Source organism: Patulibacter sp., assembly GCF_030655195.1.
Taxonomy (GTDB): Bacteria; Actinomycetota; Thermoleophilia; order Solirubrobacterales; family Solirubrobacteraceae; genus Patulibacter.
On sequence record NZ_JAURWA010000009.1, the window covers coordinates 45,483 to 68,886 of the forward strand.

Sequence of the window (23,404 nt, forward strand, 5' to 3'; positions counted from 1 at the left end):
CTCATCCGAGGGTGCGGTTGAGGAAGTCGATCTGGTCGCCGACGACGCTCTCGAAGTATGGGTCCAGGTACGGCTCGAAGTGCGAGCAGTCGTAAGTCTTGACCTGCGCGCGAGGGATCCGTGCGGCCGCCTTCTTCGCGACCTTCACCGGGGTCACGATGTCCTTCAGCGCGATCTGCACCAGCGTCGGGGCGGTGATCCGGTCCGCGTGGCGGCCCGGCGAGTAGGTCGCCATCACCAGCGCGATGCGTGCCGCGACGACGTTCTCCCGCTCGAAGCGGGGGAGGTCGGCGGCGACGAGGCGCTGCACGAGCGGCCAGGCGTCCGGGGCGGTCATCATCGCGATCTCGCCCGGCTTGCCGACGGCCGGGACGCGGTGCGGCGAGCGACCCAGGGCCGCGCCGATCGCGTCGCGGAGCCCCGCGAGGATCAGGCGGGCCGAGACCCGGACCGGGACGGAGCGCACCGCCGCGGGCCCGCTGACGTGCGGGACCTGCGCGATGACGGCCGCGAGGTCGTGGTCCTCGGCGGCGAGGTGCAGGACGTGCCCGCCGGCGAACGACGTCCCCCACGCCACCACGCGCGAGGTGTCGACGTCCGGGAGGGTGCGGGCGTGGGCCACGGCGGCGCGCCAGTCCTCGTGCTGCATCGGGACGCTCAGGACCTGGCGGGGTCGGCCGTCGCTGTCGCCGAAGCCGCGGTAGTCGAAGACCAGGACCGCGAAGCCGGCCTGTGCGAAGCGCTCGGCGTAGGCGTCCAGGCGCATCCCCCGGACCGCGCCGAAGCCGTGGGCCATGACGATGATCGGCGGGGCCTCGCCGCGGTCGGGCCGGTAGAGCCAGGCGGCGCACGACGTGCCGTGCGAGTCGAACGTCGTGTCCTCCCGGGTGTACGTGCCGGTGGTTGTGGTGCTCATCGGGGCCTCGCTCCTCGCTGCTGTAGAACGCCGTTCAAGACGGCGGGAGCGGAACGGTAGCGGACTCTTGATCGACGTACAAGAGTGCTAGCGTCCCGGCTCGATGCCGCCGACCAAGCCGCGCCAGGACCGGGACGAGAAGCGCCGCGAGCTCGTCGACGCCGCGCGTCGGTTGTTCATCGGGGACGGCTACGACGCGACCTCGATGGCCGCGCTCGCGAGGGCCGCGGGAGTGGCCCCGAACACGATCTACTGGTACTTCGGCGACAAGGACGACCTGCTGATCGCCGTCCTCGACGCCGTCATGGCCGACGCGCTCGCGGAGTACGCCGGCGTCGCGGACCGGCCGATCGCCGAGCAGATGCTGTGGACGGTCCGGCAGCTGCAGCAGCTGGAGCGCCTGGTCACCACGGTGCACGCGCGGATCGGCCGATCCGAGGCGCTGAACACGTGGCACGACACGTTCCACGCGACGACCGAGGGACTCCTGCGGACCTCGATCGAGCAGACGGTCCCCCCGGGCGCGATCGACGCGGAGGTGCGGATCGCGGTGTTCGCGGTCGAGGGGCTCCTGACCCACCGGATGCCCGAGCCCGACCAGCGCGCGATCTGCGAGCAGCTCGCCTCCCGCTGGGCCTGAGCGCCCCGGGTCGGTCACCATCCCCGCGTGCTGACGGACGTCCTGCTGGAGCACCGGTGGCTGATGCCCGCGGTGCTCGCCGTCCTGGTCGTGCTCGGGCCGCCGGTCGGCGCCGTGGTGGCCGACCGTCGACGGACGCTGGCGGTGCTCGCGGCCGCGTCGACCGTCGCGGTCCTCGTCCTCACCCTGCTCCCCACGCCGCGCGGCCCCGGGGAGGTCGGGCGGTGCGAGCTCACGCTCGTGCTGCCCACACCGGACCGGGTCGAGCTGTTCGGCAACCTCGTGCTCTTCGTCGTCCCGGCGTTCCTCGCCGTCCTCGCGTTCCGCCGGCCGCTCCACGCCCTCGTCGGCCTCGTGCTGCTCTCGATCGCGATCGAGGCGTTCCAGTCGCTCGTGCCGTCGATCGGCCGCTCCTGCGCGCTGACCGACCTGACGTCCAACGGGCTCGGGGTCGTGATCGGCGTCGCCCTCGGCGCGGTCGCCCTGCGGATCGCCCCGCGGCGGCGGACGACCTCCGCGCCCGGACAGTGACCTCGGCCTCCGGAGGGGTCCGCTACCGTTGGCCTCCGGTGCGGCCAGGTCTCCACATCTCGCGGGTCCTCTCGGCGCTGGCGGTCCTCGCGGCGCTGGCGCTGGCCGTGCTCGAGGCGCCCCAGGTGGCGCTGCTGCTCGGGCCGGCGTTCCTGCTGCTGCTGATCCTCGTCGTCGGCGTGTTCCCCGGCGAGGAGGCGATCGCCCGTGCCAGGGCCCGCCGGTCCCGCGCCCGCCGCACCCGGGCGCCCGTCCGGGTCGCGCCCCCCGCACTGCCGGACGTGGCTCGTCCGGCCGGCGCCGCGCTCGCGTTCGCGCTGGCGATGCGTCCGCCACCGGCGGCCGCCGTCTGCCGCTGAGCGCGCTCTCGGTCCTGGTGGACCGGGCAGCCCACCCGTCGTAGCGACCGGGCCCCCGAGAACGGGGGTCCGTGCCTCCGGCGGCCTCACCGGCGGCAGGGCGCACCCGCGCCCGCAGCACGACCCGACCGCCGCTCACGGTCCCTCCCCCACGCCGCCCCTCAGCGGGCGGACGGGCGGGCCCGCGAACACGGCCCCCGACCGACGCCGCCCCTGCGCCGCGCGGTCGCGCCATCGGTCCGTCGCGCCCCGGAGCCGACGAGGCCCGCCGAGAACGGCGGCCCGTCCCCGACGGGGCTGCGCGAGACCGGGCCCAGCCATCCCTTCCGCCGGACATGACCACCGACACCTCACCCCCACCTCCCGCTCCGCTCACCCTCCCGACCCCAGCAGCACCGCCGGCGCCCACGCCCGGTGCGAGCCCGCGCCGATCCTCCGCGCGACCGCTCGTCCTGCGCCTGCACTTCTACGCGGGCATCCTCGTCGCCCCGCTCCTGGTGGTCGCCTGCATCACCGGGCTGCTCTACACGACGATGCCCCAGGTCGAACCGCTCGTCCACCGCAAGGAGCTGCACGTCAGCGCCCCGGCCGGCGCGCAGCGGATCCCCCTGATCGATCAGGTCCGCGCCGCCCGCGCGGCCTACCCCCAGGGCACCATCTCGTCCGTCGCGCCGTCCGATCGGGCCGACCGCACCACGCGCGTCAACCTCGCGGTGCCCGGCGTCCGCGAGGGCTACCAGCGCACCGTCTTCGTCGACCCCTACACCGGCCGGATCCAGGGCAACGTCGAGACCCTCGGGCAGTGGCTGCCGGTGCGGGTGTGGTTCGACGACCTCCACCGCAACCTCCACCTCGGCGACGTCGGCCGGCTCTACAGCGAGACGGCCGCGAGCTGGCTGTGGGTCGTCGTCCTCGGCGGCCTCTACCTCACCTGGCGCCGCCGCCGCGACGAGCGACGCCGGCGTTCCCCCGCCGCGGGCGCGCCGCCCCGGGTCCTCGCCCGTCTGCGGACGATGCGCTGGCACCGCACGATCGGGGTCGTCGCCGCGATCGGGTTGCTCGGGCTCTCGGCCACGGGCCTGACGTGGTCGAAGTACGCGGGCGAGAACGTCTCCGAGCTGCGGTCGACGCTCTCGTGGACGACCCCGACCGTCGACACGGGGACGGGGGCCTCCGACGAGCACGCCGGCCATGCGGGACACGGGGCCGCCGCGACCGGCGGGCCGGGCGGCGACCAGGAGCTGCAGCGCGTCTCCGCCATCGACGACACCGTCCGGACGGCCCGGACCGCGGGTCTCGTCGACCCCATGGTGATCACGCCGCCCGCCGCCGAGGGCGGCGGCTGGTCGGTGCAGGAGAACCACCGTCGCTGGCCCGAGCGCCAGGACGCCGTGGCGGTCACCCCACCCGGCACCGCGGTCACGGACGTCTCCCGGTTCGACGACTGGCCGATCGGCGCCAAGCTCACGAGCTGGGGCGTCGACGCCCACATGGGGCTGCTGTTCGGTCTCGCCAACCAGCTCGTCCTCGCGGCGCTGGCGATCGCGCTCCTTTCCCTGATCGTGCTCGGCTACCGGATGTGGTGGCAGCGCCGCCCCAAGCACGCCACCGGCGTGCGACCCGGCAGGCCGATCCCGCGCGGCGCGTGGCGCCACCTGCCGTGGAAGGTGCTCGTGCCGAGCGTCGTCGTGGTCGCCGCGATCGGCTGGTTCGTCCCGCTGCTCGGGATCACGCTCGTGGCGTTCCTCGTCCTCGACGCGGTGATCGGCGCGACGCGACGACCCCGTGCGCGGAAGCGCCCGGCATGAGCCGCGACCGCCGGACCGCCCACCCCTCCCCGCCCGTCTCCCCCGACACCAAGGACCCCCGATGACCCCCCTCACCCGCACCACGAGCACCGCCCTGGCCGTCTCCGCACTCGCGCTGGGCGCGGTCGGCTGCGGCTCCGACGACCAGAGCTCGAACGTCTCGGCGTCGGGCACCAGCGCGACCACCTCGACGTCCGGCCACAGCGGCCACGACATGTCGTCGATGGGCTCCGGCGCGCCCAGCCAGGCCGACCAGCAGGCCGTCGCGTCGTCGATGCGGATGGAGCGGCTGGGCAGCGCGACCGCCGGCGACCGCAAGGTCGAGCTGGACGCGTCCGAGCCGGTGACGTTCGGCGTGTACGAGGGCGACCGCCTCGTGCAGCACGCCCCGCGCAAGGGCGAGAACGCCCACGTGATGCTGACGCTGTCGGACGCCCGGACCGGCGACCGGCTGCCGGACGCCACGATCACGCTGCGGGTCATCGACCAGGCCGGCAAGGTCGTCGCGTCGGGCCCGCAGTACCCCATGATCGGCATGGGGATGGGCATCCACTACGGCGACAACGTCACCATCCCGAAGGCCGGGAAGTACACCGCGCAGCTCGTGGTCGGGCCGCCGCGGATCGGCCGGCACGCCGACGTCGAGGGCCGCTGGAACACCACCGTGAAGGCGACCATCCCGTTCACCTGGAAGGGCGCCGCGCGATGAGGCTCACCCGACGCCGGCTGCTGCTCGGCGGTGCCGCCGCCGGCGCCACCGGCGTCGGGGCGGCCGTGGCCGCGACCGCCGGCGGTCACACCGACCAGCAGCCGCCGGCCGCCGCGCTGCCCGCACCCGCCACCGGTGAGGTCCGCCAGCACGCCTGGGACACCGCGCTGCACCACGACGAGCACGGCAACGTCCTGCCGCCGCGGTTCCAGCGCCTCGTGCTCTGCGAGCTCGCCGGAGACCCGACACCGGACCGCGCCCGCGCGGCGGAGGCGGCGCTGCGCCGTCTCGAGCACGCCGTGCCGGCCGGCCCGGAGGGCGTCCTCCTCACCGTCGCGTGGGGACCCTCCTGGTTCCGGCGCGTCGGGGTGCCGTCGCCGATCCCCGCTGCGAAGGCCCTCAGCCCGGTCGAGGCGCCGACGATCGACGACCCCGCCGCGATCGTCCACCTCGCCTCCGACGACGAGGCCCTCCTGGACCGCGTCGAGCGGGCGCTGTTCGCCGGAGGCACGCTCCCCGGCGCCCGCGGCCCCGTCGCCCTGACCGGGCTCCTGCGGGTGCGCACCCGGCGCACCGGGTTCGTCGGAGCCGGCCTCCCGCGCGCCCACCAGCGCGACACCGTCGGACTGCCGACGGACCGGCCGATCGCCCGGTCCGCCCCGCTCTACATGGGCTTCCAGTCCGGTCTGCGGAAGAACCAGGCCACCGAGGACGACGTGACCATCGAGGACGGTCCGTGGGCCGGCGGCACGACGATGCACGTCTCCGCGATCGACCTCACCCTGGACACCTGGTACCACGGCGTCGACGACGCCGGACGCGTCCGCCGGATGTTCGCCGCCGACCGCGCCCCGCAGGACGTCCGGGACCACCCCACCGGCCTGCCCAACCCCGACCGGGACCTCGCCGCCGTCGCGAAGCAGCGTGGCGTCGTCGGCCACGCCGAGTCGATGGCCGCCGTCCGCCGCAACGGGCGACCCCGGATCATCCGGCGCGACTTCGACAGCCGCGACGGCGACGCCGCACAGGTCCACTTCGTCGCCCTGCAACGGTCGATCGCGGACTTCGAGGTCACCCGCGCGGCGATGAACGCGGCGCGCGCCACGAACGAGCAGGCCGGCGTCGGCGCCCAGGTCAACAACGGCATCAACGAGTGGATCACCGTCACCGCCCGGGGCAACTACCTCGTCCCTCCACGCCCGCGACGCGTCTGCCCCGGCCTGCCCGGATGGGACGCATGAACGTCCGGTCGACCCTCGCCCTGGCGCTGGCCACGGCGGCGGCGCTGTTCGTGCCGGCGACCGCGGGCGCGCACGGCGGGATCATCCTGGCGAGCACCACCGCCGGCCCCTACCGCGTGCAGGTCGCCGGAGCGCCGCTGACGGAACCCGGCAGACCCCCGGCGATCGACGTGACCGTCTACGTCGCCAACGCCACCTCCGGCAGCCCGGTGTCGGGCGCCAACGTACGGACCACCGTCACCGCGGACGAGCGGACCGTCACCCCCGACGTCCGCGAGATCGCCGGCGGCTACGAGGCGATCGTCCCGGTCCGCGACGCCTACACCGTCGGACAGCAGACCATCGACGTCCGCGTCGCCGGGCCGCTGGGGACCGGGCGGGTCACCGTCCGACCGACCGACGACCAGGACACGGCTCCCACCGCGCTGATCGTCGGAAGCGCAGCGCTCCTGAGCCTCCTCGTCGCCGTCGCGATCCGCGTCCGCCGCCGCCGCGGCGGCGGCGATACCGAGGCCGACGTGTGGCCCGACGCCGCGGCGTGACGGGCGCGACGTGACGGGGCCGCCGGCACCGTGCGGGTGCCCTCGACCCGGGTGCACCCGCGTTCGGCGAGCCCCCCGGGGTTCGCCGGGCTGCGTCCTCCCCGCCGGGCATCCCGGACGTCAGACCGCGCGGACCGCCGGTGCGCCGGCGCGGTTCCAGGCGAAGAGCGTGAGGTGCCACAGGCCGGGCCGCTTCCGAGACGGATCGATCAGCCCGGTCGCGCCCAGCCGCTCGAGCCCGAACCGCAGGTCCCACGAGGCGGGGGTCCGATCCGCGGCGAGGTCGTCCTGCCAGGGAGCCGCCGCGGCCTCCGCGTCGACCCCGAGCGCGGCCATCGCCCCGGCATCCCGCAGATCGGCGATCCCCCGTGCGCGGACGTCGAACGCGAGGACCTCGAGGTCGGAGGCACGGGTGTCGGCGTGGGCGATCATCGCCGCGGCGACGCCCTCCGTCGACGAGCTCAGGTAGAGGGTCGGAACGTCCGGGGGCGAGTACCGGCCGGCCGCGCGCGACCCGGCGAGCGCGGAATCCGCACGACCGGACGCGACCGCCCGGTAGAAGGTCCCGTGGACGGAGCAGAGCCCCGTCGCGGCCGGATCGACACGAGGCTTCGCGATGTCCGCAGCCTAGCCACGGCGCGCGATCCTCACCCGTGGGCTCCTACCGGAACGCCACGACGCGGATCTTCTTCACCCGCGTCGTCCGCCGGCCCGGCGCGGTGTAGGTGACCTCGACGCGCACCTTGACCTGGGTCTCGCCACGACGCCGCTTGCCGTCGAGGTACCGCGCGCCGTACCTCGAGCGCCGGAGGGCGATCTTGACCGTGCCGGTGGAGGTGCGGGTCGTCGCGCCGCTCGCGAGAGTCCGGCCGTTCTTCACGTACCGCCGGATCGCGACGGTGTAGCGGCCCGCGGGGGCCCTCGAGAGGACCACGCTGCTGCGGCGGCCGTCGCGGACGTACCGGGCCAGGCGGGGCTTCAGCAGAAGCCCGCGCGCCGCGAGCGAGAGGCGCTCCGTCGGGTCGAGGAACGACACCGGCGGGGTCGGCGCGGGAGCCGAGGGCAGTGGCGCGCTCCCCGGCAGCGGCGCGACCGGCGCCGGTGTCGCCGGGGCGCCGGGCCGGGTGCGACCGAGCGCGTCGTCGACGAGGCGCTCGAGGCCCTCCTGCGTCGGGTCCTGGGAGTACACGTGCCGCAGGGACGTGGAGCCCCCGGCCGGGACGTCGCGGACGAAGCGGATCACGAAGCTCGACGGGGACAGGAAGCGCCCGTCGCTGGGCGCGGCGTCGAACGTGAAGGCCCCTTCGGGGCCGGCGCCGACGGCACCCGTGTCGCCGGGCGCGCCGAACTGCGGGGCGTGCGCGTAGATCGTCGCCGGGCCGGCGGGGGCCGCCGGGATCGCGTCCCCGGCCGCCGGGGTCGCGTAGGCCTCGGACGACCACGGCACGCGGAACGCCGGTGGGGCGGTCTGGACGAGGTCGAGCGGACCGGTGACCTGCGACGGCATCACGCCCTGGCTGTAGCGCAGCTCGACGCGGTGGCCGTCCCCGTCGGCGGACTCGAGGGTGTCGCGGAACGTCGTCTGCCGGCCGGCGTGGTCCTGCACGATGGTCCGGCGGAGGCGGACGCCGGTCGAGGTGAGCGCGCCGGGGTCCCCGGTGAAGACCACGGGCGCCGTCTCGACGATCGTCAGGTCGCCGGTGACCGGATCGACCGCCTGCGAGACCACGCTGCTGAACTCGCCGGTCACCGTCTGGAAGAGCGGGAGGGCGGCGCGCCCGTCGACGACCATCCCGGCGTCGGCGAGGTCGACGGCGTCCGGGACGTCCCGGGCGCTCGTGCGAGCCCGGGACCGCGCGGCGGGGGCGCCGAAGCGCGAGAGCGACGCCGAGCCGTAGAACACGCCGCGCAGGTTCGTGTCCTCCGCGGTGTAGGAGACCGCCAGCCCGCCGCCGCTCCCGGCACCGCCTCCACCGAGCGAGAACGGGAGGCTCGCGCTGTTGTACTGCGCGACCCCGCCGGCCTGGCCCTGGCTCGTCTGGGTGAACACGTTCGGCGTGTCGCCGCCCGGCTGGAAGCGGTAGGCGGTGTACTGCCCGGCGAGGATCGGCGGACCCGTGAAGGCGGCCTGCTGCGCCGGGGTGAGCGCGTCGTCGTTGCCGACGCCCTCGTCCGTGGGGATCGCGCGCAGGGTGCACGGCAGCTGGGGCACCACGACGGTGGACGAGGAGAACCGACCGTCCGCCACGGGCACCGGCCCCTGAGAGACCTCGACGACCTGGGAGCGCCCGTAGAAGCGGACGTCGCAGACGAGGTCGACGGTCTCGCCGTCCGCGGCCCCCGGCGCGGTGCCGGTCACCGTGGTGGTGCGCGCCGTCGTGCCGGCGCCGCCGACGTTGACGAAGACCGTGCCCTGCAGCACGGTGCCGGGAGCGGGCGAGGTGACCGTCGTCGTGGTGATCTCGGCCGAGGCGACGGCCGGGGCGACGAGGGCGGTGGCGAGGACCGCCGCTGGAACGAGGAGCCGGGCGCTCGGGCGCCGGCTGCGGAAGTGCTGCACGGGGGGACGTCCTGGACGAGGGATCGGGGTGGCGCGACCCTACGCCCGGCGTGGGCTGCCGGACAGGCCCACGGGCGGCGTTCACCCGGGTGATTCGCGGCGACCGTCGACGGCCACCGCTCACCCCGTCACCAGGTCTCGGCCGCGTCCTTCGGCAGGGCGGCGACGCCGCTCTCGACGGCCGCCTTGCGGACGGCCGCGGCGACCGCGGCGTGGACCGCCGGGTCCAGGACGTCCGGGACCAGCTCGGACTCGACCGTCAGGCCCGCGAGCGCCCAGGCCGCGGCGCGCTTCATCTCGACGTTGATGCGCGTGGCGCCGGCCTCCAGCGCCCCCTTGAAGATCCCGGGGTACCCGAGGACGTTGTTGACGCTGGTGCCGTCGGCGGCGAACGCGGCGCCCGCGGCCAGGGCCGCCTCGGGCTCGATCTCCGGCGCGGGGTTGGTCAGGGCGAGCACGACGGTGCCCGGCCGGACCCACTCCGGGCGGATCAGGCCCGGCTGCCCGCTCGTGGCGATCACGACGTCGGCCTGCGCCATGACGGCCTCCACCCCGTCGACGATCTCGAGGCCGCTCCGGGCGGCGCGCTCGCGGGCGGCGGGGTTGGGGTCCGTCGCGACGAGCCGGTCGACGCCCGCGTCGTGGATGAGGTTCGCGATCCCCGAGCCGGCCGCGCCGAGACCGATCTGCCCGACGACCGCCTTGTCCAGCCGCAGCCCCACGTGACGACAGGCCGCCAGGGCGGCCGCGAACGTCGCGACGGCGGTGCCGTGGACGTCGTCGTGCATGACGGGCTTGTCCAGCGCCTCGTCGAGGCGCCGCTCGACCTCGAAGCACGTCGGCGCGGAGATGTCCTCGAGGTGGATCGCCCCGAACCCGGGCGAGATCCGCAGCACCGTCTCGACGATCTCGTCGGCGTCGTGGCTGTCGATCAGGATCGGCACCGCCGTCAGGCCGACGAACTGGCTGTAGAAGAGCGCCTTGCCCTCCATCACCGGCATCGCCGCGACCGGCCCGATGTCCCCGAGCCCCAGGACGCGGCTGCCGTTGGTCACGATCGCCACGGAGCGGCCGATCATCGTGAAGCGGTCGGCGAGCTCCGGGTGGTCCGCGATGGCCTGCGAGACGCGGGCCACGCCGGGCGTGTAGACGTCGCGGACCTGCTGGACCGTCGTCACCGGTGCGCCCGAGGTGCGGAGCTTGCCGCCGTCGTGGGCGATGAACGCCCGGTCGTGGTGCCAGCTCACCGAGACGTCGGGCAGCTCCTCGAGCGCGCGGGCGAGCTCGTCGGCGTGCGCCTTGTCGCGCACCTCGACCGTGATCTCGCGCAGCGCCTCGTGACGGGCGACCGACACGGTCACGATGTCGCCGATGATCCCGTCGTGCTCCGCGATGCGGGCGGTCAGCTTGGCGAGCTGGCCGACGCGGTGCGGGATGTGGAGGCGGTAGGTGCAGTCGAGGGCCATGGGGGCATGATCCTCCCCCGTCGGCCCATCAGGCGGCCGCGCGGGCGCGTCGCGGCTTCTTGACGGCGTGGCGGCGACAGACGAAGAACGGGTCCCAGTCCGGACCGTGGTCGGGCAGCGCGGCGGGATCCGTCAGGACGGCGCCTCCGCGGAACTCGCCCATCAGGTCGCGTCCGAGGATCGTGCTCGCGGTGCCGACGCCGCCACGGAGGGTGAACGCGACGCCGTAGAGGTAGACCGTCGACGCCCCGGCGAGGTGGAGTCCGCGGATCTCGGTCGTCGTGGCGAGGCGACGGAACGGGCCGATCTGGTCCTTCGCGTTCTCCGGGCCGTAGGGCATGCGGCTGAGGGTGTAGCGCTCGTGGGTCAGCGGGGTCGCGGACTCCTGCCAGACGACGTGCCCGCGCAGCTCGGGCATCGTCGTGAGCACCCGTTCGAGGATCGTCTCCTCGATCTCGGCCTTGCGCTCGCGGTACAGCGGGTCGTCCTCGTAGTCGCGACCCTGCAGGGGATCTCCGGTGCCGGTCCAGAACGCGTGGTCGCCCGGGACGGCCGCGAAGGCCTCGATCGACGACTCGCCGGGCTCGCCGACGTGGCGCCGGCCGCCGGTCTTCAGCGTCGGCGAGCTGATCGCGAGCCACCCGTCGGGGTCCCAGCGGCCCCGGTCCATCAGGTCGTAGGTGGTCTGCAGGTCGTAGCGGCCGTGGTCGACGTAGTTCGTCGCCGGCCGGTGCGCGGCGACGTCGACGTCCGCGCCGAGGTAGAGGCTGAAGATCGAGTGGGGCCGGCGGAACCGGTGGATCCGCCGCAACGTGCGCGGGCGCAGGTGCTCCGGGGCGATCATCCGCTGGAAGGTGCGGTGGGCGTCGGCGTTGCTGACGACGACGTCGGCGGTCAGGCGCTCGCCGTCGTCGAGCGTGATCCCGGTGACGCGGCCGGCGACGACGTCGATGGACGCCACCCGCGCCTTGGTGCGGACGGTGCCGCCGTGGGACTGGATCACCTCGCAGAGGTTCGCGGCCAGCACCTGGCCGCCGAGCGTCGGGAACCACGCACCGTCGGCGAAGTAGTGGCGCAGCAGCGCGGCGACCAGCAGCGCGGGCGTCCGGTCCGGCGGGGTGTTGTGGAGGTGGACGAGCGCCAGGACCGCAGCCCGGGCCTGCGGACCCAGGCCGCAGCGGCCGAAGAGCCGGTCGATCGGCTCCTCGAGACCGCGCACGATGCGCGCCAGCTCTCGGGGGCGCCGCAGCAGCGGCAGGACGACGCCCACGGAGTGGGGCACGTCGCGGATCCGGTCCGCGCCCTCGCCGATCGTGCGCAGCTCCTGGACGCAGCGCCGCAACCCGGCGGCGTCCTCCGGGAACGCCGCCCCGAGCTCGTGCGCCCAGCCGTCCCAGGACGTCGGGACGCGGAACCGGTGGTCGGGGAACGAGACGGTGTCCATCCCCGCGTCGTCCATCCGCGACCACGCCACGCGGTCCTCGACCCCGAGACCCCGCAGCACGGTGGCGATGATGCCGTCGGAGCCCCGGGCGACACCGCCCACGTAGTGCACGCCGACGTCGAACTCGAAGCGGTTCCTGCGACGGAACACCTGGCTGCAGCCGCCGAGCATCTCGTGCTGCTCGACGACGATCACCCGCTTCCCGGCCGCCGCGAGGCACGCGGCCGTCGACATCCCGCCGAGGCCCGATCCGATGACGATGGCGTCCCAGTCCATGCGATCGAGTCTCTGCCCCCGACCGGACCGGGCGCCAGTGGGAGACCGACCAGGTCCGTTATCCGGACCGGACAACGACGCGGTGCAGCACGAGCGCCGTCTCCAGGGCGGCACGGCGCGGGCCCAGCGGCGTCCCGAGGAGCTCCTCGGCGCGGCGCAGGCGGTGCGCGACCGTCTTCTCGTGGATGCCGAGGACCGCCGCGGTCCCGGCCTTGCGCTCCCCGGCCGCGAAGTAGGCCGCCAGGGTGTCGCACAGGTCGAGGTTGCGCTGCGTCGGCTCGGCGAGCGGACCCAGCACCGCGTGCACCAGGCGCTCGGCGCGGGTCCGGTCCTCCAGCAGGACGCCGAGCATCGCGACGTCCGCGTGCGCCGCGACCGCACCGCCCGGGTGCAGGCGCACGAGCGCCGCGAGGCTCGCGCGCACGTCCGGTGCCACCGCGGACATGGCGCCGACCCCACCTGGCACGACCGCGGTCACGACCCATCCCGTCCTGCCGCGGAGGGCCTCGTGCACCGCGCGCTGGAGCGGCTCGGGTTCCGCGGTCGCCAGCCAGGAGAGCGACGTTCCGTCCGCCAGCTCGACGTCGGCGCGTGGGACGACCCCGCCGACGTCGACGACGCCCACGGCCGGGCCGGTCGACGGCGCAGGGCGCCTCGCGACGACGATCTGCGGGCCGTCCGTCGGGTGGTCGAGCACCGACGGGTCGACCGGCTCACCGGCCGCGAGGGCCCGGAGGGCGGCGTCCCGCCGGCGGCCGGCGAGCGCCGCGGCCAGCGTCACGTCCTCCCACCGGTCCGCGATCACCTCGGAGAGGCGATCGACGTACGCGGCGACGTGGTCCAGCGAGCGCCGGACCAGCCGGTCGAACGTCGCGACGTCGCGGACGCAGCCCGCGAGGTGCGTGATCCACTGCTGCTCGAAGCCGGCCCCGCCGAGCCGGTAGGCCCGCAGCATCGCGGGCAGCGCCGAGGGCTCCACCGCGACGTGGTCCAGCAGTGCGAGAGCACCGTCGGGGACGTCCATCCGCGCCGGAGAGACGCCGAAGGCCAGCGTCGACAGGACCGCGCCGACGTTCGCGCCGGTGGCGTCGCGGACGGCGGCCACCGCGTCCGGATCCCGCAGGTCGATCAGGTCCGGGTGCTGCTCCAGGATGCCCGCGCTGACCCGGTCGACGATCGCATCGATCCGCTCTTGGGCGATGGACACCGCGACGCGCAACGCGTCGTCGTCGCCGCGCCGGTCGCGCGCGACCGGCGCCGCGTCGGCCGTCCCTGATGCCTGGCGGTCCACGTCGCGACTCTCCCACACCGCCGCCGGCCATCCCGCCCGCGGATCGCACGGCGCCGGGCCCCGACGACGGAGGCCCGGGCGCGGGACGGGCCCGCCCGTCGGGCCGAGGCGGCGCTACGCCCCGCCCGCGGTGTCGCTCGACGGGTCGCCCAGCATGAAGATCTCGACCATCACGTCGGGGTCCACGGAGTTCGCGCTGAGGAACGTCGTCACGTCGCGTCCGACGATCTCCTCGACCGCCGGGATCATGTCGTCCCGCATGGCCTCCTGGAAGGAGTGGCGCAGGTCCAGGACCGACTGGCCCATGTCGTGCTCGAGCAGCACGCCCTCGCCCTTCGTGAGGCAGTCCTCGAGGATGACGACGACGGAGCGACTGTCGATCATCGACCGCGCGCGGGTCGCTCCCCGTCCGGTGTGCGACCGGAGGATCGCGATCACGGCCTCGTTGACCCGCATGCGGATCGAGTGGTCGGCGACCTGCTGCGACTGCGACGGATCGGCGGTGTCCTGCTGGGGAGCGATCGTCTGGTGGACGACCGGCTGGGACTCGGGCACGGAAGATCCTTTGGAAGCTCTCCGGCAATGTCCGAACCAGCGGAAGGAGAACAGCGGCTCCGGCTCGGCTACGCCCCGACGGGATTCGCGATGACGCGCGCCCCCTCGATTCGTGCCCGGCCATCGTCGCAGGTCCGGAGGGGTCGGGTCCGAGCATCGGGCCGACACCGACGCGATCGCCGCTACCGCCCCTTCGGCTCACCCCGGTGAATGAGGTGGCGCACGTCGTCGCCGACCTGGTTGGCGGCGGCGCGGTCCGAGATCAGCTCCGCGACCCGGCCTTCGCGCAGACCCGCCGTCGTGAGAGCACCGTCGTGTACGAGTTGATCGCGATCGCGGCGTCCCGGGCGCCGAGATCCGGGAGGGGCTGGGGCGCGTCCATGCGCTGCCTCTGCCCAGCCCACCGGGGTCCCACCGCCGCGGATCGCGGCCTACCCGTCCTCCTTCTTCTCGAGCTTCGAGATGTCCCGCGGCTCCAGGAACGGCTCGTCGAGCGGCGCGTCCTGGCCGGCCTCGATCTGCTGGCTGCGCTGCAGCTCGGCGTTGAACTCGGCGCCGAAGAGGATCACGAGGTTCGTGATCCAGATCCAGACGAGGAACGCGATGACGCCGCCCAGCGGGCCGTACGTCTTGCTGTAGGACGCGAACGTGCCGAGGTAGAGCACGAACAGCGCGGTGGCCACGATCCACAGCAGCAGGGCGAGCACGCCGCCGGGGCTGAAGAACTTGAAGCCCGGCTGCTTCACGTTCGGGGCGGTCTTGTAGAGGAACGCGAACATGAACGAGACGGCGAGCAGGACGAACGGGATCTTGGCGATGTCCCAGATCAGGATCGCGCTGTCGCCGACCCCGAAGACCTTGCCGACCTCCTCGGCGATCGGGCCCGACACGACCACGGCCCCGATGATCAGGACGAGCGTGAGGATCAGGACGAGGACGATCCCGATCTGCTGCGGCTTGAGCTTCCAGACCGGTCGGCCCTCGACGACCTCGTAGATCGAGTTCGAGGCGCGGGTGAACGCCGCGACGTAGCCCGACGCGGAGTTCAGGGCGAGCAGGATGCCGACGACGAACGCGACCCCGGCCGCTCCCGGCTTGCTCGCGACGTTGTCGATGGTCGAGCCGACGATCTCCTTGGCCGGGCCGGGCGCGAGGCTCGAGACGTTGCTCTGCAGCTCCTGCACCGCGGAGTCGCCGAGCAGCCCGACGATCGAGACCAGGGCGATGATCGCCGGGAACACCGCGAGGACGCTGTAGTACGTCAGCGCAGCGGCGCGGTCGGTGATCTCGTCGGCCTGGAACTCCTTGAAGGCGCGCTTGACCGTCGCCATCTTCGTGTACTCGAGCTCCGTGGGCGAGTCTGGTGCGCGGCCCTTCGGTGCGCCGCGGCCGTCCCGCTTGGCCTCGACGGTCTGTCGTTCGTCCTCGTGCTCCAGTGCCATGCGGCACCTCCTGAAAGTTCGCGGGTGGTCCAGCTGCGCTGCCCGGACCGGCTGCCCAGCCTGGACGCACCAGGAACGTCGGGACCGGCGATCGCGTCGTCCGCCGGTACGCCGACTTCCCGCCCCCGGGATGAGTTCCGCCCCCCGCCGGCGTCTGAGAGACGGATGCCATCACCCCGACCCAGGACGGAGTCCCCATGGACGCTCCCGCGCACCCCTCCCGCTCGCTCATCGTCAACATGCCCGTCGCCGACGTCGAGCGCAGCAAGGCGTTCTTCCTGAAGCTCGGCTTCGGACTCGACCCGCGGGCCACCGACGAGGGGAACCACGCGATGCTCGTGTTCGGCGATCAGGCGTCGGTGATGCTCTCCAGCCGCGAGAGCTTCGCGACGTACTCGAAGCTGCCGGCCGGCGACCCGGCCACCCACGCCCTGGCGCTCTACACGTTCACCGTCGCGTCCCGCGACGAGGTCGACGCGGTCTCCGCCACCGCGCTCGCCGAGGGGGCCACCGAGGCCGACGGGGCCGAGGACTTCGGCTTCATGTACACGCGCAGCTTCTTCGACCTGGACGGCCACGGCTGGCAGATCATGTGGGTGAACCCCGAGCAGCCGGGGGACGACGGGGCCGCCGCCTGACGCCGGGGCCGCCCCGCGGCCGACGCGGGTCGCGGCCGGTCCGACGCGACCGTCTCGCTCACCGCCGTCCCGACGCGCCCGAGGGTGGGACCGCCCGGCCCATGGTGCCCGCGGTGGGCGAGGAGGAGCATGCCCCGCATGTCCACCATCCTCATCACCGGCGCGAACAAGGGCCTCGGCCGGGAGGCCGCCAGGCGCCTGGTCGACGCCGGCCACGACGTCTGGATCGGCGCCCGCGACCCCGAGCGCGGTCGCGAGGCCGCCGAGGCGCTCGGCGCCCGGCACGTCGTCCTCGACGTCACCGATCAGGCGAGCGTCGACGCGGCGGCGCAGGAGGTCGGCGCGGCGACCGGCGGCACGCTCGACGTGCTCGTCAACAACGCCGGCATCGCGGGCGGCCAGACCCCCGTCGCGGAGATCACCACGGCCGAGGTCGAGGAGGTCTACGCGGTGAACGTCTTCGGGGCCGTCCGCGCGTTCCAGGCCTTCCTGCCGCTGCTCACCGCGGCGCAGCATGGCGTCGTCGTCAACGTCTCCAGCGGTCTGGGGTCGCACGTCGCGACGTCCGACCCCGACCGCATCGAGAGCTCGTTCCAGGCGCCTGCCTACTGCTCGTCGAAGGCGGCGCTGAACATGCTCACCGCGCAGTGGGCCGCGGCGCTGCCCGGCCTGCGCGTCAACTGCGTCGACCCCGGCTACACCGCCACGGACCTCAACGGCAACAGTGGCCCGCAGACGGTGGAGGAGGGCACCGACGCGATCGTGACGGCCGCGACCGTCGCGGCCGACGGCCCGACGGGCACCTTCTTCGACCGGCACGGCACCGTCGGCTGGTAGCACCCCGCCCCGGGGCGCCCGCGCGAACCCTCGATGGTGCCGGGGGGGGCGCCGGCGGCGTGCCCCCGGTGACGGGGCGGCGCCTGCCGCCCGTCAGCTCTCGGTCGACGGGGCGCCCGGCGCCTCGTCCTCCCACTCGTCCGGGACGACGCGGAACTCACGGGTCGGGGCGTCCGGCGCGCGTCGCGCGCCCTGCCCCGGCTGCGGCGCGGGGGCGATCGTCGTCGCCCGGGCCCGCTCGTCGCGCGCGACGCCGTCGATGGTGGTCGGCGTACGGGCGAGGATCCGCTCGCCGCAGCTCCAGCAGAACTCGGCGGACCGCCCGTGCGGCGCGCCGCAGAAGCGGCAGGCGCCCGCGATCCCCGCGTGGTCGTCGGCGAGGCGCTCGATCTCGCTCAGCCGCGCGTCGAGGCGCTGCAGGACGGCCGCCCGCTCGACGAGGACGTCGACCCGGAAGTGGTCGCGGACGGCCATCTCGTAGACCAGGCCGCCGAGGTCCCAGGTGCTCTCGGCCACCAGGTCGGAGAGCCGGCGACGCTCGTCCTCCAGCGCCGCCCGCTGGGGCGAGATCCCCGGGGCGGGCACCGGTGCCTCGGGCCGCCGCCAGGGCATGCGGGAGGCCATCAGCCGCCGCCCGTCGAGACGACGTCGGGCAGGGACTGCGAGGCCTCGCGCGCCTTGTCCGGGTCCTTGCTGGCCAGGTCCTTCTTCGTCTGGTCGCTGATCGCCTTGGCCGGCGGCGTCTTCGACGGCGTCTTCTCGATCTCGGCGGCCTCCTGCTTCTCGGTGGCGTCGAGGTTCTTCTTGTCGATCTTCGTCGTCGCGTCGGAGGACGACGCGTCGTCCTCGGACGCCGTCGTGTCGGTCGTCGACGTCGCGGCGGCCTCCGTCGTGGTCGGCGCGACGGCGGAGGCGGCCGGGGCGCCCCCGAGGACGATCGGCTGCTGCGATCCGCCGTCGCCGTCGCCGCCGGCCAGCACGCCGACGCCGAACGCGAGGAGGACGCACGCCAGGGCGGCGAGGAGCGTCGTCGTGCCGGGCCCGGAGGTCGCCGGCGTCGACCACAGCGCGGGCGCCGGGCCGGGCACCTGGACGACCGGCCCCACCGGGGCCATGGCGTCCTGGAAGGGCAGGCGCGCGTGCGTGCGCCGCGCGCCGCAGGACAGGCAGTAGCGCTGGTCGGTGGCCATCGGCGCGCCGCACTGGCCGCACGCACCGGCGCGCGGATCGTCGGCGGGCAGGAACGGACTGGTGCTCATCGGGACCTCTGGGTCTTGGGCAGCTTGGTGGGGAGGGCCTGGGCGACCAGGCGGCCGCGGCGGCCGTCACCGACGACCACGGCCTCGAAGGGTTGGGACTTCCGGGCGGCGATCACGGGGATGCGCGACGACCCGGCGGCGACGATGCGCCCGCCGTCGCGGACGGTCACGTAGACCGGGACCTCGGTCTGCTCGCGGCGCAGGTCGTTGTGGACGACGCCGACGACCGCGACGCCGTCCTCGCCGGAGTCCTCGGCGCTGCGCCTCAGGCCCGTGACGCGCAGCTGCGCGGCGGGACGCTGAGAGCGACGGACCGGGGCACCGAGGACGACGTCGAGCTTCGCGCCCTCGTCGGCGACGGGCACGTTGGCGTTGACCCAGCTCACCCGCGAGCGCGGCGGCAGGACCGGGACGCGCAGCAGCAGCTCGTCCCCGCCGTCGAGGTCGTTGGCGTACTGCTGCTTCCCGCCGACCGTCAGCCGGAGCGCGATGGGAACCCGCACGAGCGCCCGCGGGCCCGTGTTCTCGAGCTCGACGACGACCGCGGTGGTCGCCTTCCCGCGCAGCTCCTGGCGCGAGCGCACCCGCACCTCGGCGCTCGGACGGCCGATCTTGACCCGCCCGGGCGCGTCGACGGACGCCGCCTTCGCCTGCAGGGCGGCGCTCTCGTCCTGCGTGGTCGCGCAGCCGACCAGGGCCAGCGCGCCGGCCGCCGCGACGGCGAGGGCCGTGTGGCGCCCGTGGCTCACCCGAACGCGCCCTGCACGTAGTCGCGCGTGCGGTCCGCGCGCGGGTTGGTGAACAGCTCCTCCGTCGGCGCGTACTCGACGAGGTCGCCGAGGTACATGAACGCCACGTGGTCGCCGACCCGGCGGGCCTGCGCGAGGTTGTGCGTGACGATGACGATCGCGAGCGTCTCGCGGAGCTCGTGGATCAGCTCCTCGATCACCCCGGTCGAGATCGGGTCCAGCGCGGAGCACGGCTCGTCCATCAGCAGGACGTGCGGCTCGACGGCGAGCGCGCGGGCGATGCAGAGGCGCTGCTGCTGGCCGCCGGAGAGCCGCAGGGCGGGGCGGTTCAGGTCGTCGGCGACCTCGTCCCAGAGCCCGGCGCGGCGCAGGGCGCTCTCGACCCGGGGGGCGAGGACGGCCTTCCCCGGACGGCGCATCGCCTGCTCGCGGATCGCGTAGGCGACGTTGTCGAAGATCGACATCGGGAACGGGTTGGGCTGCTGGAAGATCATCGAGACGCGGCGTCGCAGCCGGGTGATCTCGAGGTGGTCGACGTCCTCGCCGTCCAGCAGGATCCGGCCGTCGCGGGTCGCGCCCGGCGTCAGCTCGACGAGGCGGTTCAGCGACCGCAGGAGCGTCGTCTTGCCGCAGCCCGACGGGCCGATCAGCGCGAGCACCTCGCCCTGGCGGACCGGCAGCGTGACCGCGTTGACGGCCGGCTTGGCCGCCCCGGCGTAGTGGATCGAGACGCCGTCGATGCGCAGGCGCTCGGGGCCGTAGGACGGCGCGAGGGCGCGGGCGATCGGCTCCGGGATCGCGTCGCGGCTGGACGGGTCGACGACGTTGGGCACCCCGTCCGCGCTGATGCGGCGGACGGGCGGCGGGAACTCGGCCATGGTCATCTCGGGAGGTCGTTTCCGGCGCGCCGGCGGCCGATGAAGGCGACCAGCAGGTTGAGGCCGATGATCAGGAGCATCAGCACGAAGGCGGCGGCGTAGGCCTTCTCGGGCGCGTTGCCCTCGCCGGTCGGGGAGTTGTTGTAGACGTAGCTCGTCAGGGTCGAGCCGGTGCCCTGGAGCGTGCCGACGCCGGGGATGTCCGAGCCGGCCTGCAGCTGCAGCGTGGCCCCGAGCAGCAGCACGATGATCGCCGTGTCGCCCGCGATGCGGCCCATCCCCAGCGCCGTGCCGGTGGCGATGTCGGGGCGGACCGTCGGGAGCAGGACGCGGCGGATCGTCGCCCAGCGCGTCTTGCCCAGCCCGTAGCTCGCCTCGCGCACGTGACGTGGCACGGACTGCAGCGCCTCGCGGGTGGTGGCGAAGATCGACGGCAGCGCGATCAGCGACATGACGGTCCCCGCGGCGATGAAGCTGCGTCCGAAGACCCCGCCCCCGTCCGCGGCGAACGACGCCCAGCCGAACAGCGGCAGCTGGAAGATCGCCAGGCCGAAGATGGCGATCGCGATCGACGGGGCGCCGGCGATGACCTCGATGCCCGACTCGACGACCCGGGCCAGCCAGCGGGGCCGGCCGTACTCGACGATCCACAGCGCCGCACCGACCGCGAGGGGCAGCGCGATCGCCGTGGCGATCACGATGATCAGCAGCGTGCCGACGATCGGGTCGAGGATCCCGCCGGTCTGCGACTGGTCGGACCCCGGCTGCGGGCGGGACACCAGCAGGTCGAGGTTGACGTACTGCAGGCCCTTGTAGCCCATGTAGAGCAGCAGCGTGCCGGCGACGAGGACGAGCAGCAGGCCGACGAGCCAGGCGGCGGCGACCCCGGCGAGGTCCAGTGGGCGCCACAGGCGCAGCTCGCCGAGCAGGCGTTGACGCCGGCCGGGCGGGGTGGCGCCGGGACCCGTCGTGCCCGGGACGCTCATCGGGCCGTCCCGACGCGGAAGCGGCGCTTGATGATCGAGCCGCCGACGGAGAGGAAGAGCGACGAGACCAGCAGCACGAGGGCCATGGCGTAGACGCTGGCCTTCAGCGCGGGGGCGGAGATGCCCTCGGACTGCTCGGCGATCGTGGCCGCCAGCGGGCGCAGCGGCTCGAAGAGGAAGATCAGCCCGTCCCACGGCTGGGGCGCGAAGCCCTTCGAGCCCGAGACCATCGAGAGCATGATCGCCTCGCCCAGGGCGCGGGCGGAGGCGAGGACGGCGGCGGCGACGATGGCCGGCCGGATCGCCTTGACCGACACCGACATGGTCGCCCGCCACTGCGTCACGCCGAGGGCGAGCGCGCCCTCGCGCCAGCCGCGCGGGACGGCGCTCATCGCGTCGACGATCAGCGCGATCATGATCGGCGTGATCATCAGCGTCAGCAGGACGACGGAGACGAGGAGCCCGGGGCCCGTCAGCGGGATCACGTAGGCCACCGACTCGCGCTGGCCCTCCGAGATCAGGTGGTCGTTGACGAACGGGACGAGCACGAGGATCCCGATCAGCCCGTAGACCACGGACGGGACCGCGGCGAGGAGGCGCACGACGGGGACGACGATCGAGCGCACGCGCGGCGGGGCGAGCTCGACGATGAAGATCGAGGCGAGGACCGAGACGACCACGCCGATGCCGACGGCGAGGATCGTCGTCAGCGCCGTCGCGTAGACCAGCGGCCAGGCGCGCAGGCGGTAGGCCTCGTCGGACGGGTCCGCGCCGGCGTTGACCATCTCCCCCAGCTCGGCGTCGACGTCCCCGCCGGAGCCGAACCACTTCAGGCCGTTGTGCTGGAACGAGGGCCAGGCCGATATCGCGATGAAGACGATCATCGCGACGATGACCAGCACGACCGCGACCGCCGTCCCGCCGAGCAGCTGCTCGGCGCGACGGTCGGTCAGCGGTCGCCGGAGGCGACGCAGCACGCGGGTGGTTCCTGTTCGGCGGTGGGGTCGGTGCGGGTCGCGTCCGGAGGGTTACTTGAGCGGCACGGCCTTCTGGGCGACGACGATCTTGCGCGCCGCGGAGCTCGTGCGGATCCAGTTGATGAAGCGCGCGGTCTCGCCCTTCGGGGCGCCCTTCGTGACCATCCAGAAGGAGCGGGTGCCCTTGTAGGCGCCGGACTTCGCGTTGCCCGTCGTGCAGGCGACGCCCTGGTAGGAGGCGGCCTGGACGCCGCCGAGGAACTCGATGGAGACGAAGCCGATGGCGGCCGGGTCGCGCTTGACGGCGGCCTGGATCAGGCCGTTGGAGCCGAGGCGCGCGGCGGTCGAGGAGAGCGAGTCGCCGCCCATGAACAGGTTCTCGAAGGCGTCGAGCGTACCCGAGGCCTCGTTGCGCGCCTGCAGGGAGATCGTGCCGGTCTGCTGCGCGCCGGGGATCTCGGACCAGGAGCGGATCTTGCCGGAGAAGATGTCCTGGACCTGCTTCTGCGTGAGCCCGTTGGCCAGCTTGTTCGACGGGTTCGTGATCAGGCAGACCGCGTCCTTGGCGATCTTGTAGAAGTTCAGGCCCTTCGGGTCGTCCGAGCGCGGGTCGCGCGAGGCGTTGCCGATGGAGACGCGGCCCTTCGAGGCGTCGGTGATGCCCTTGTCCGAGCCGCCCTGGGCGACGCGGAAGCTGACCTTGGAGTTCAGCGACGAGTACTTCTTCGTCAGCGCGCTGGCGAGCGGGAAGATCGAGGTCGAGCCGCTGAGCGTGATCGTGGTCTTCTTCGAGGCGGCGGCGGCCGGCGCGGCGCCGACGGCACCGACGGCCGGGACGGCCAGGGCAGCGGCGAGGGCTGAAGCGGTCGCCACGCGGGCGACGGGGACGGGAAGGCGCATGGTGCGGGGTCTCCAGGGAGAGAGGTTCGGGGCGACGGGAGGAACGGCTGCCCCGGCCACGGAGGCGGGGCGCACGAGCCGGGATCATGGGACCTGCCCGACCCGGCGCTGTGAACATCTGGTGGAGTTGACGTGAACAACGACGTCCGTCGAGTCGTCGCAGGTCGTTCACACCGGAGTGTTGACGAGTCGGCAGGCTGTCGGATGAGATGGCAGACGACCGCCCAGCCGACGACGTCGAGCGCGACGAGCCCGCCGGCCCCTGCCGATCCTGCGGCGCCCCGACGTCGACGCACCAGCGGTACTGCCTGGAGTGCGGCGCGCTCGTCGGCCGCCGCCGGCTCGAGCCGCTCGAGGTGCTCCGCGAGCGCGCGGGACCGGCGCCGGCCGCCGCCCCGCC

General features: G+C 74.1%; 24 protein-coding genes and 1 pseudogene. 10 read left to right on the plus strand and 15 right to left on the minus strand.

Annotated features, from left to right (window positions below):
* Position 1 precedes the first annotated feature (1 nt).
* Positions 2 to 916: an alpha/beta hydrolase gene (locus Q7T67_RS01010; RefSeq protein WP_304785462.1), complete on the minus strand. Its 915-nt coding sequence runs from the start codon at positions 914 to 916 to the stop codon at positions 2 to 4.
* Positions 917 to 1,019: 103 nt separating this feature from the next.
* Here Q7T67_RS01010 and Q7T67_RS01015 point away from each other — a divergent pair, with 103 nt between their 5' ends.
* The 7 genes from Q7T67_RS01015 (at position 1,020) to Q7T67_RS01045 (ending at position 6,746) form a co-directional block, all read left to right on the plus strand.
* Positions 1,020 to 1,556 (plus strand): TetR/AcrR family transcriptional regulator, encoded by a 537-nt coding sequence (locus tag Q7T67_RS01015; RefSeq protein ID WP_304785463.1) that lies wholly within the window; start codon positions 1,020 to 1,022, stop codon positions 1,554 to 1,556.
* A 27-nt stretch (positions 1,557 to 1,583) separates the two neighbouring features.
* Complete coding sequence (locus Q7T67_RS01020; protein WP_304785464.1) at positions 1,584 to 2,087, plus strand: VanZ family protein; 504 nt, start codon at positions 1,584 to 1,586, stop codon at positions 2,085 to 2,087.
* Positions 2,088 to 2,125: 38 nt separating this feature from the next.
* Complete coding sequence (locus Q7T67_RS01025) at positions 2,126 to 2,446, plus strand: hypothetical protein (RefSeq protein WP_304785465.1); 321 nt, start codon at positions 2,126 to 2,128, stop codon at positions 2,444 to 2,446.
* 335 nt (positions 2,447 to 2,781) lie between these two features.
* Positions 2,782 to 4,254 (plus strand): PepSY domain-containing protein, encoded by a 1,473-nt coding sequence (locus Q7T67_RS01030; protein ID WP_304785466.1) that lies wholly within the window; start codon positions 2,782 to 2,784, stop codon positions 4,252 to 4,254.
* A 61-nt stretch (positions 4,255 to 4,315) separates the two neighbouring features.
* Positions 4,316 to 4,963, plus strand: coding sequence for an iron transporter (locus tag Q7T67_RS01035; RefSeq protein WP_304785467.1), 648 nt, complete (start codon positions 4,316 to 4,318; stop codon positions 4,961 to 4,963).
* On the plus strand, positions 4,960 to 6,204 hold the full coding sequence (locus Q7T67_RS01040; RefSeq protein ID WP_304785468.1) for a hypothetical protein: 1,245 nt from the start codon (positions 4,960 to 4,962) through the stop codon (positions 6,202 to 6,204). The genes Q7T67_RS01035 and Q7T67_RS01040 overlap by 4 nt, the downstream gene beginning before the upstream one ends.
* Entirely contained in the window at positions 6,201 to 6,746 is a 546-nt protein-coding gene (locus tag Q7T67_RS01045) for a hypothetical protein (protein WP_304785469.1), read from the plus strand. Before Q7T67_RS01040 ends, Q7T67_RS01045 begins: the two co-directional genes overlap by 4 nt.
* Before the next feature lie 120 nt (positions 6,747 to 6,866).
* On the opposite strand, the gene Q7T67_RS01050 is transcribed toward Q7T67_RS01045, so the two are convergent.
* From Q7T67_RS01050 to Q7T67_RS01080, 7 genes are all read right to left on the minus strand, one after another.
* Entirely contained in the window at positions 6,867 to 7,364 is a 498-nt protein-coding gene (locus tag Q7T67_RS01050) for an RES family NAD+ phosphorylase (RefSeq protein ID WP_304785486.1), read from the minus strand.
* A 43-nt stretch (positions 7,365 to 7,407) separates the two neighbouring features.
* Positions 7,408 to 9,306, minus strand: a complete 1,899-nt coding sequence (locus tag Q7T67_RS01055; protein WP_304785470.1) for a hypothetical protein — start codon at positions 9,304 to 9,306, stop codon at positions 7,408 to 7,410.
* A gap of 128 nt (positions 9,307 to 9,434) precedes the next feature.
* Positions 9,435 to 10,772 (minus strand): NAD-dependent malic enzyme, encoded by a 1,338-nt coding sequence (locus tag Q7T67_RS01060; RefSeq protein ID WP_304785471.1) that lies wholly within the window; start codon positions 10,770 to 10,772, stop codon positions 9,435 to 9,437.
* 28 nt (positions 10,773 to 10,800) lie between these two features.
* Positions 10,801 to 12,492 (minus strand): NAD(P)/FAD-dependent oxidoreductase, encoded by a 1,692-nt coding sequence (locus tag Q7T67_RS01065; RefSeq protein WP_304785472.1) that lies wholly within the window; start codon positions 12,490 to 12,492, stop codon positions 10,801 to 10,803.
* A 58-nt stretch (positions 12,493 to 12,550) separates the two neighbouring features.
* The gene (locus Q7T67_RS01070; protein WP_304785473.1) at positions 12,551 to 13,783 is read right to left on the minus strand and encodes a PucR family transcriptional regulator; all 1,233 of its coding nucleotides are present in this window, start codon (positions 13,781 to 13,783) and stop codon (positions 12,551 to 12,553) included.
* A gap of 114 nt (positions 13,784 to 13,897) precedes the next feature.
* Positions 13,898 to 14,338 carry a Na-translocating system protein MpsC family protein gene (locus tag Q7T67_RS01075; protein ID WP_304785474.1) on the minus strand — a complete coding sequence of 147 codons (441 nt, stop codon included), beginning with the start codon at positions 14,336 to 14,338 and terminating at the stop codon, positions 13,898 to 13,900.
* A 431-nt stretch (positions 14,339 to 14,769) separates the two neighbouring features.
* Positions 14,770 to 15,780, minus strand: coding sequence for a YihY/virulence factor BrkB family protein (locus Q7T67_RS01080; RefSeq protein ID WP_304785475.1), 1,011 nt, complete (start codon positions 15,778 to 15,780; stop codon positions 14,770 to 14,772).
* A gap of 197 nt (positions 15,781 to 15,977) precedes the next feature.
* Here Q7T67_RS01080 and Q7T67_RS01085 point away from each other — a divergent pair, with 197 nt between their 5' ends.
* Together Q7T67_RS01085 and Q7T67_RS01090 are read left to right on the plus strand one after the other, a co-directional pair.
* A complete protein-coding gene (locus Q7T67_RS01085; RefSeq protein ID WP_304785476.1) occupies positions 15,978 to 16,418 on the plus strand; it encodes a VOC family protein in 441 nt (146 codons plus the stop codon).
* Between the two features lie 138 nt (positions 16,419 to 16,556).
* On the plus strand, positions 16,557 to 17,255 hold the full coding sequence (locus tag Q7T67_RS01090; protein WP_304785477.1) for an SDR family NAD(P)-dependent oxidoreductase: 699 nt from the start codon (positions 16,557 to 16,559) through the stop codon (positions 17,253 to 17,255).
* Positions 17,256 to 17,348: 93 nt separating this feature from the next.
* On the opposite strand, the gene Q7T67_RS01095 is transcribed toward Q7T67_RS01090, so the two are convergent.
* The 7 genes from Q7T67_RS01095 to Q7T67_RS01125 form a co-directional block, all read right to left on the minus strand.
* Positions 17,349 to 17,879, minus strand: coding sequence for a hypothetical protein (locus Q7T67_RS01095; protein WP_304785478.1), 531 nt, complete (start codon positions 17,877 to 17,879; stop codon positions 17,349 to 17,351).
* Positions 17,879 to 18,514, minus strand: a complete 636-nt coding sequence (locus tag Q7T67_RS01100; protein WP_304785479.1) for a hypothetical protein — start codon at positions 18,512 to 18,514, stop codon at positions 17,879 to 17,881. Before Q7T67_RS01100 ends, Q7T67_RS01095 begins: the two co-directional genes overlap by 1 nt.
* The gene (locus Q7T67_RS01105) at positions 18,511 to 19,263 is read right to left on the minus strand and encodes a hypothetical protein (protein ID WP_304785480.1); all 753 of its coding nucleotides are present in this window, start codon (positions 19,261 to 19,263) and stop codon (positions 18,511 to 18,513) included. The genes Q7T67_RS01100 and Q7T67_RS01105 overlap by 4 nt, the downstream gene beginning before the upstream one ends.
* Positions 19,260 to 20,009 carry a phosphate ABC transporter ATP-binding protein gene (locus Q7T67_RS01110; RefSeq protein WP_370695337.1) on the minus strand — a complete coding sequence of 250 codons (750 nt, stop codon included), beginning with the start codon at positions 20,007 to 20,009 and terminating at the stop codon, positions 19,260 to 19,262. Before Q7T67_RS01110 ends, Q7T67_RS01105 begins: the two co-directional genes overlap by 4 nt.
* Positions 20,010 to 20,143: 134 nt before the next feature.
* Positions 20,144 to 21,127 (minus strand): PstA family ABC transporter permease, encoded by a 984-nt coding sequence (locus tag Q7T67_RS01115; protein ID WP_304785482.1) that lies wholly within the window; start codon positions 21,125 to 21,127, stop codon positions 20,144 to 20,146.
* Positions 21,124 to 22,104 (minus strand): phosphate ABC transporter permease subunit PstC, encoded by a 981-nt coding sequence (gene pstC / locus Q7T67_RS01120; protein ID WP_304785483.1) that lies wholly within the window; start codon positions 22,102 to 22,104, stop codon positions 21,124 to 21,126. The genes Q7T67_RS01115 and pstC overlap by 4 nt, the downstream gene beginning before the upstream one ends.
* Positions 22,105 to 22,155: 51 nt before the next feature.
* On the minus strand, positions 22,156 to 23,004 hold the full coding sequence (locus Q7T67_RS01125) for a phosphate ABC transporter substrate-binding protein (RefSeq protein WP_304785484.1): 849 nt from the start codon (positions 23,002 to 23,004) through the stop codon (positions 22,156 to 22,158).
* 209 nt (positions 23,005 to 23,213) lie between these two features.
* Here Q7T67_RS01125 and Q7T67_RS01130 point away from each other — a divergent pair.
* Positions 23,214 to 23,404: pseudogene (locus Q7T67_RS01130) on the plus strand (hypothetical protein); the annotation flags it as partial.

What these genes read in the sequence shown, in the direction of transcription:
- Q7T67_RS01045 (WP_304785469.1), top strand. Translation starts at nt 6,201, where the DNA reads ATGAACGTCCGGTCGACCCTCGCCCTGGCGCTGGCCACGGCGGCGGCG.
- Q7T67_RS01085 (WP_304785476.1), top strand. Translation starts at nt 15,978, where the DNA reads ATGGACGCTCCCGCGCACCCCTCCCGCTCGCTCATCGTCAACATGCCC.
- Q7T67_RS01115 (WP_304785482.1), bottom strand. Translation starts at nt 21,127, where the DNA reads ATGAGCGTCCCGGGCACGACGGGTCCCGGCGCCACCCCGCCCGGCCGG.
- Q7T67_RS01040 (WP_304785468.1), top strand. Translation starts at nt 4,960, where the DNA reads ATGAGGCTCACCCGACGCCGGCTGCTGCTCGGCGGTGCCGCCGCCGGC.
- Q7T67_RS01080 (WP_304785475.1), bottom strand. Translation starts at nt 15,780, where the DNA reads ATGGCACTGGAGCACGAGGACGAACGACAGACCGTCGAGGCCAAGCGG.
- Q7T67_RS01090 (WP_304785477.1), top strand. Translation starts at nt 16,557, where the DNA reads ATGTCCACCATCCTCATCACCGGCGCGAACAAGGGCCTCGGCCGGGAG.
- Q7T67_RS01125 (WP_304785484.1), bottom strand. Translation starts at nt 23,004, where the DNA reads ATGCGCCTTCCCGTCCCCGTCGCCCGCGTGGCGACCGCTTCAGCCCTC.
- Q7T67_RS01035 (WP_304785467.1), top strand. Translation starts at nt 4,316, where the DNA reads ATGACCCCCCTCACCCGCACCACGAGCACCGCCCTGGCCGTCTCCGCA.
- Q7T67_RS01060 (WP_304785471.1), bottom strand. Translation starts at nt 10,772, where the DNA reads ATGGCCCTCGACTGCACCTACCGCCTCCACATCCCGCACCGCGTCGGC.
- Q7T67_RS01095 (WP_304785478.1), bottom strand. Translation starts at nt 17,879, where the DNA reads ATGGCCTCCCGCATGCCCTGGCGGCGGCCCGAGGCACCGGTGCCCGCC.
- Q7T67_RS01100 (WP_304785479.1), bottom strand. Translation starts at nt 18,514, where the DNA reads ATGAGCACCAGTCCGTTCCTGCCCGCCGACGATCCGCGCGCCGGTGCG.
- Q7T67_RS01015 (WP_304785463.1), top strand. Translation starts at nt 1,020, where the DNA reads ATGCCGCCGACCAAGCCGCGCCAGGACCGGGACGAGAAGCGCCGCGAG.
- Q7T67_RS01030 (WP_304785466.1), top strand. Translation starts at nt 2,782, where the DNA reads ATGACCACCGACACCTCACCCCCACCTCCCGCTCCGCTCACCCTCCCG.
- Q7T67_RS01065 (WP_304785472.1), bottom strand. Translation starts at nt 12,492, where the DNA reads ATGGACTGGGACGCCATCGTCATCGGATCGGGCCTCGGCGGGATGTCG.
- Q7T67_RS01010 (WP_304785462.1), bottom strand. Translation starts at nt 916, where the DNA reads ATGAGCACCACAACCACCGGCACGTACACCCGGGAGGACACGACGTTC.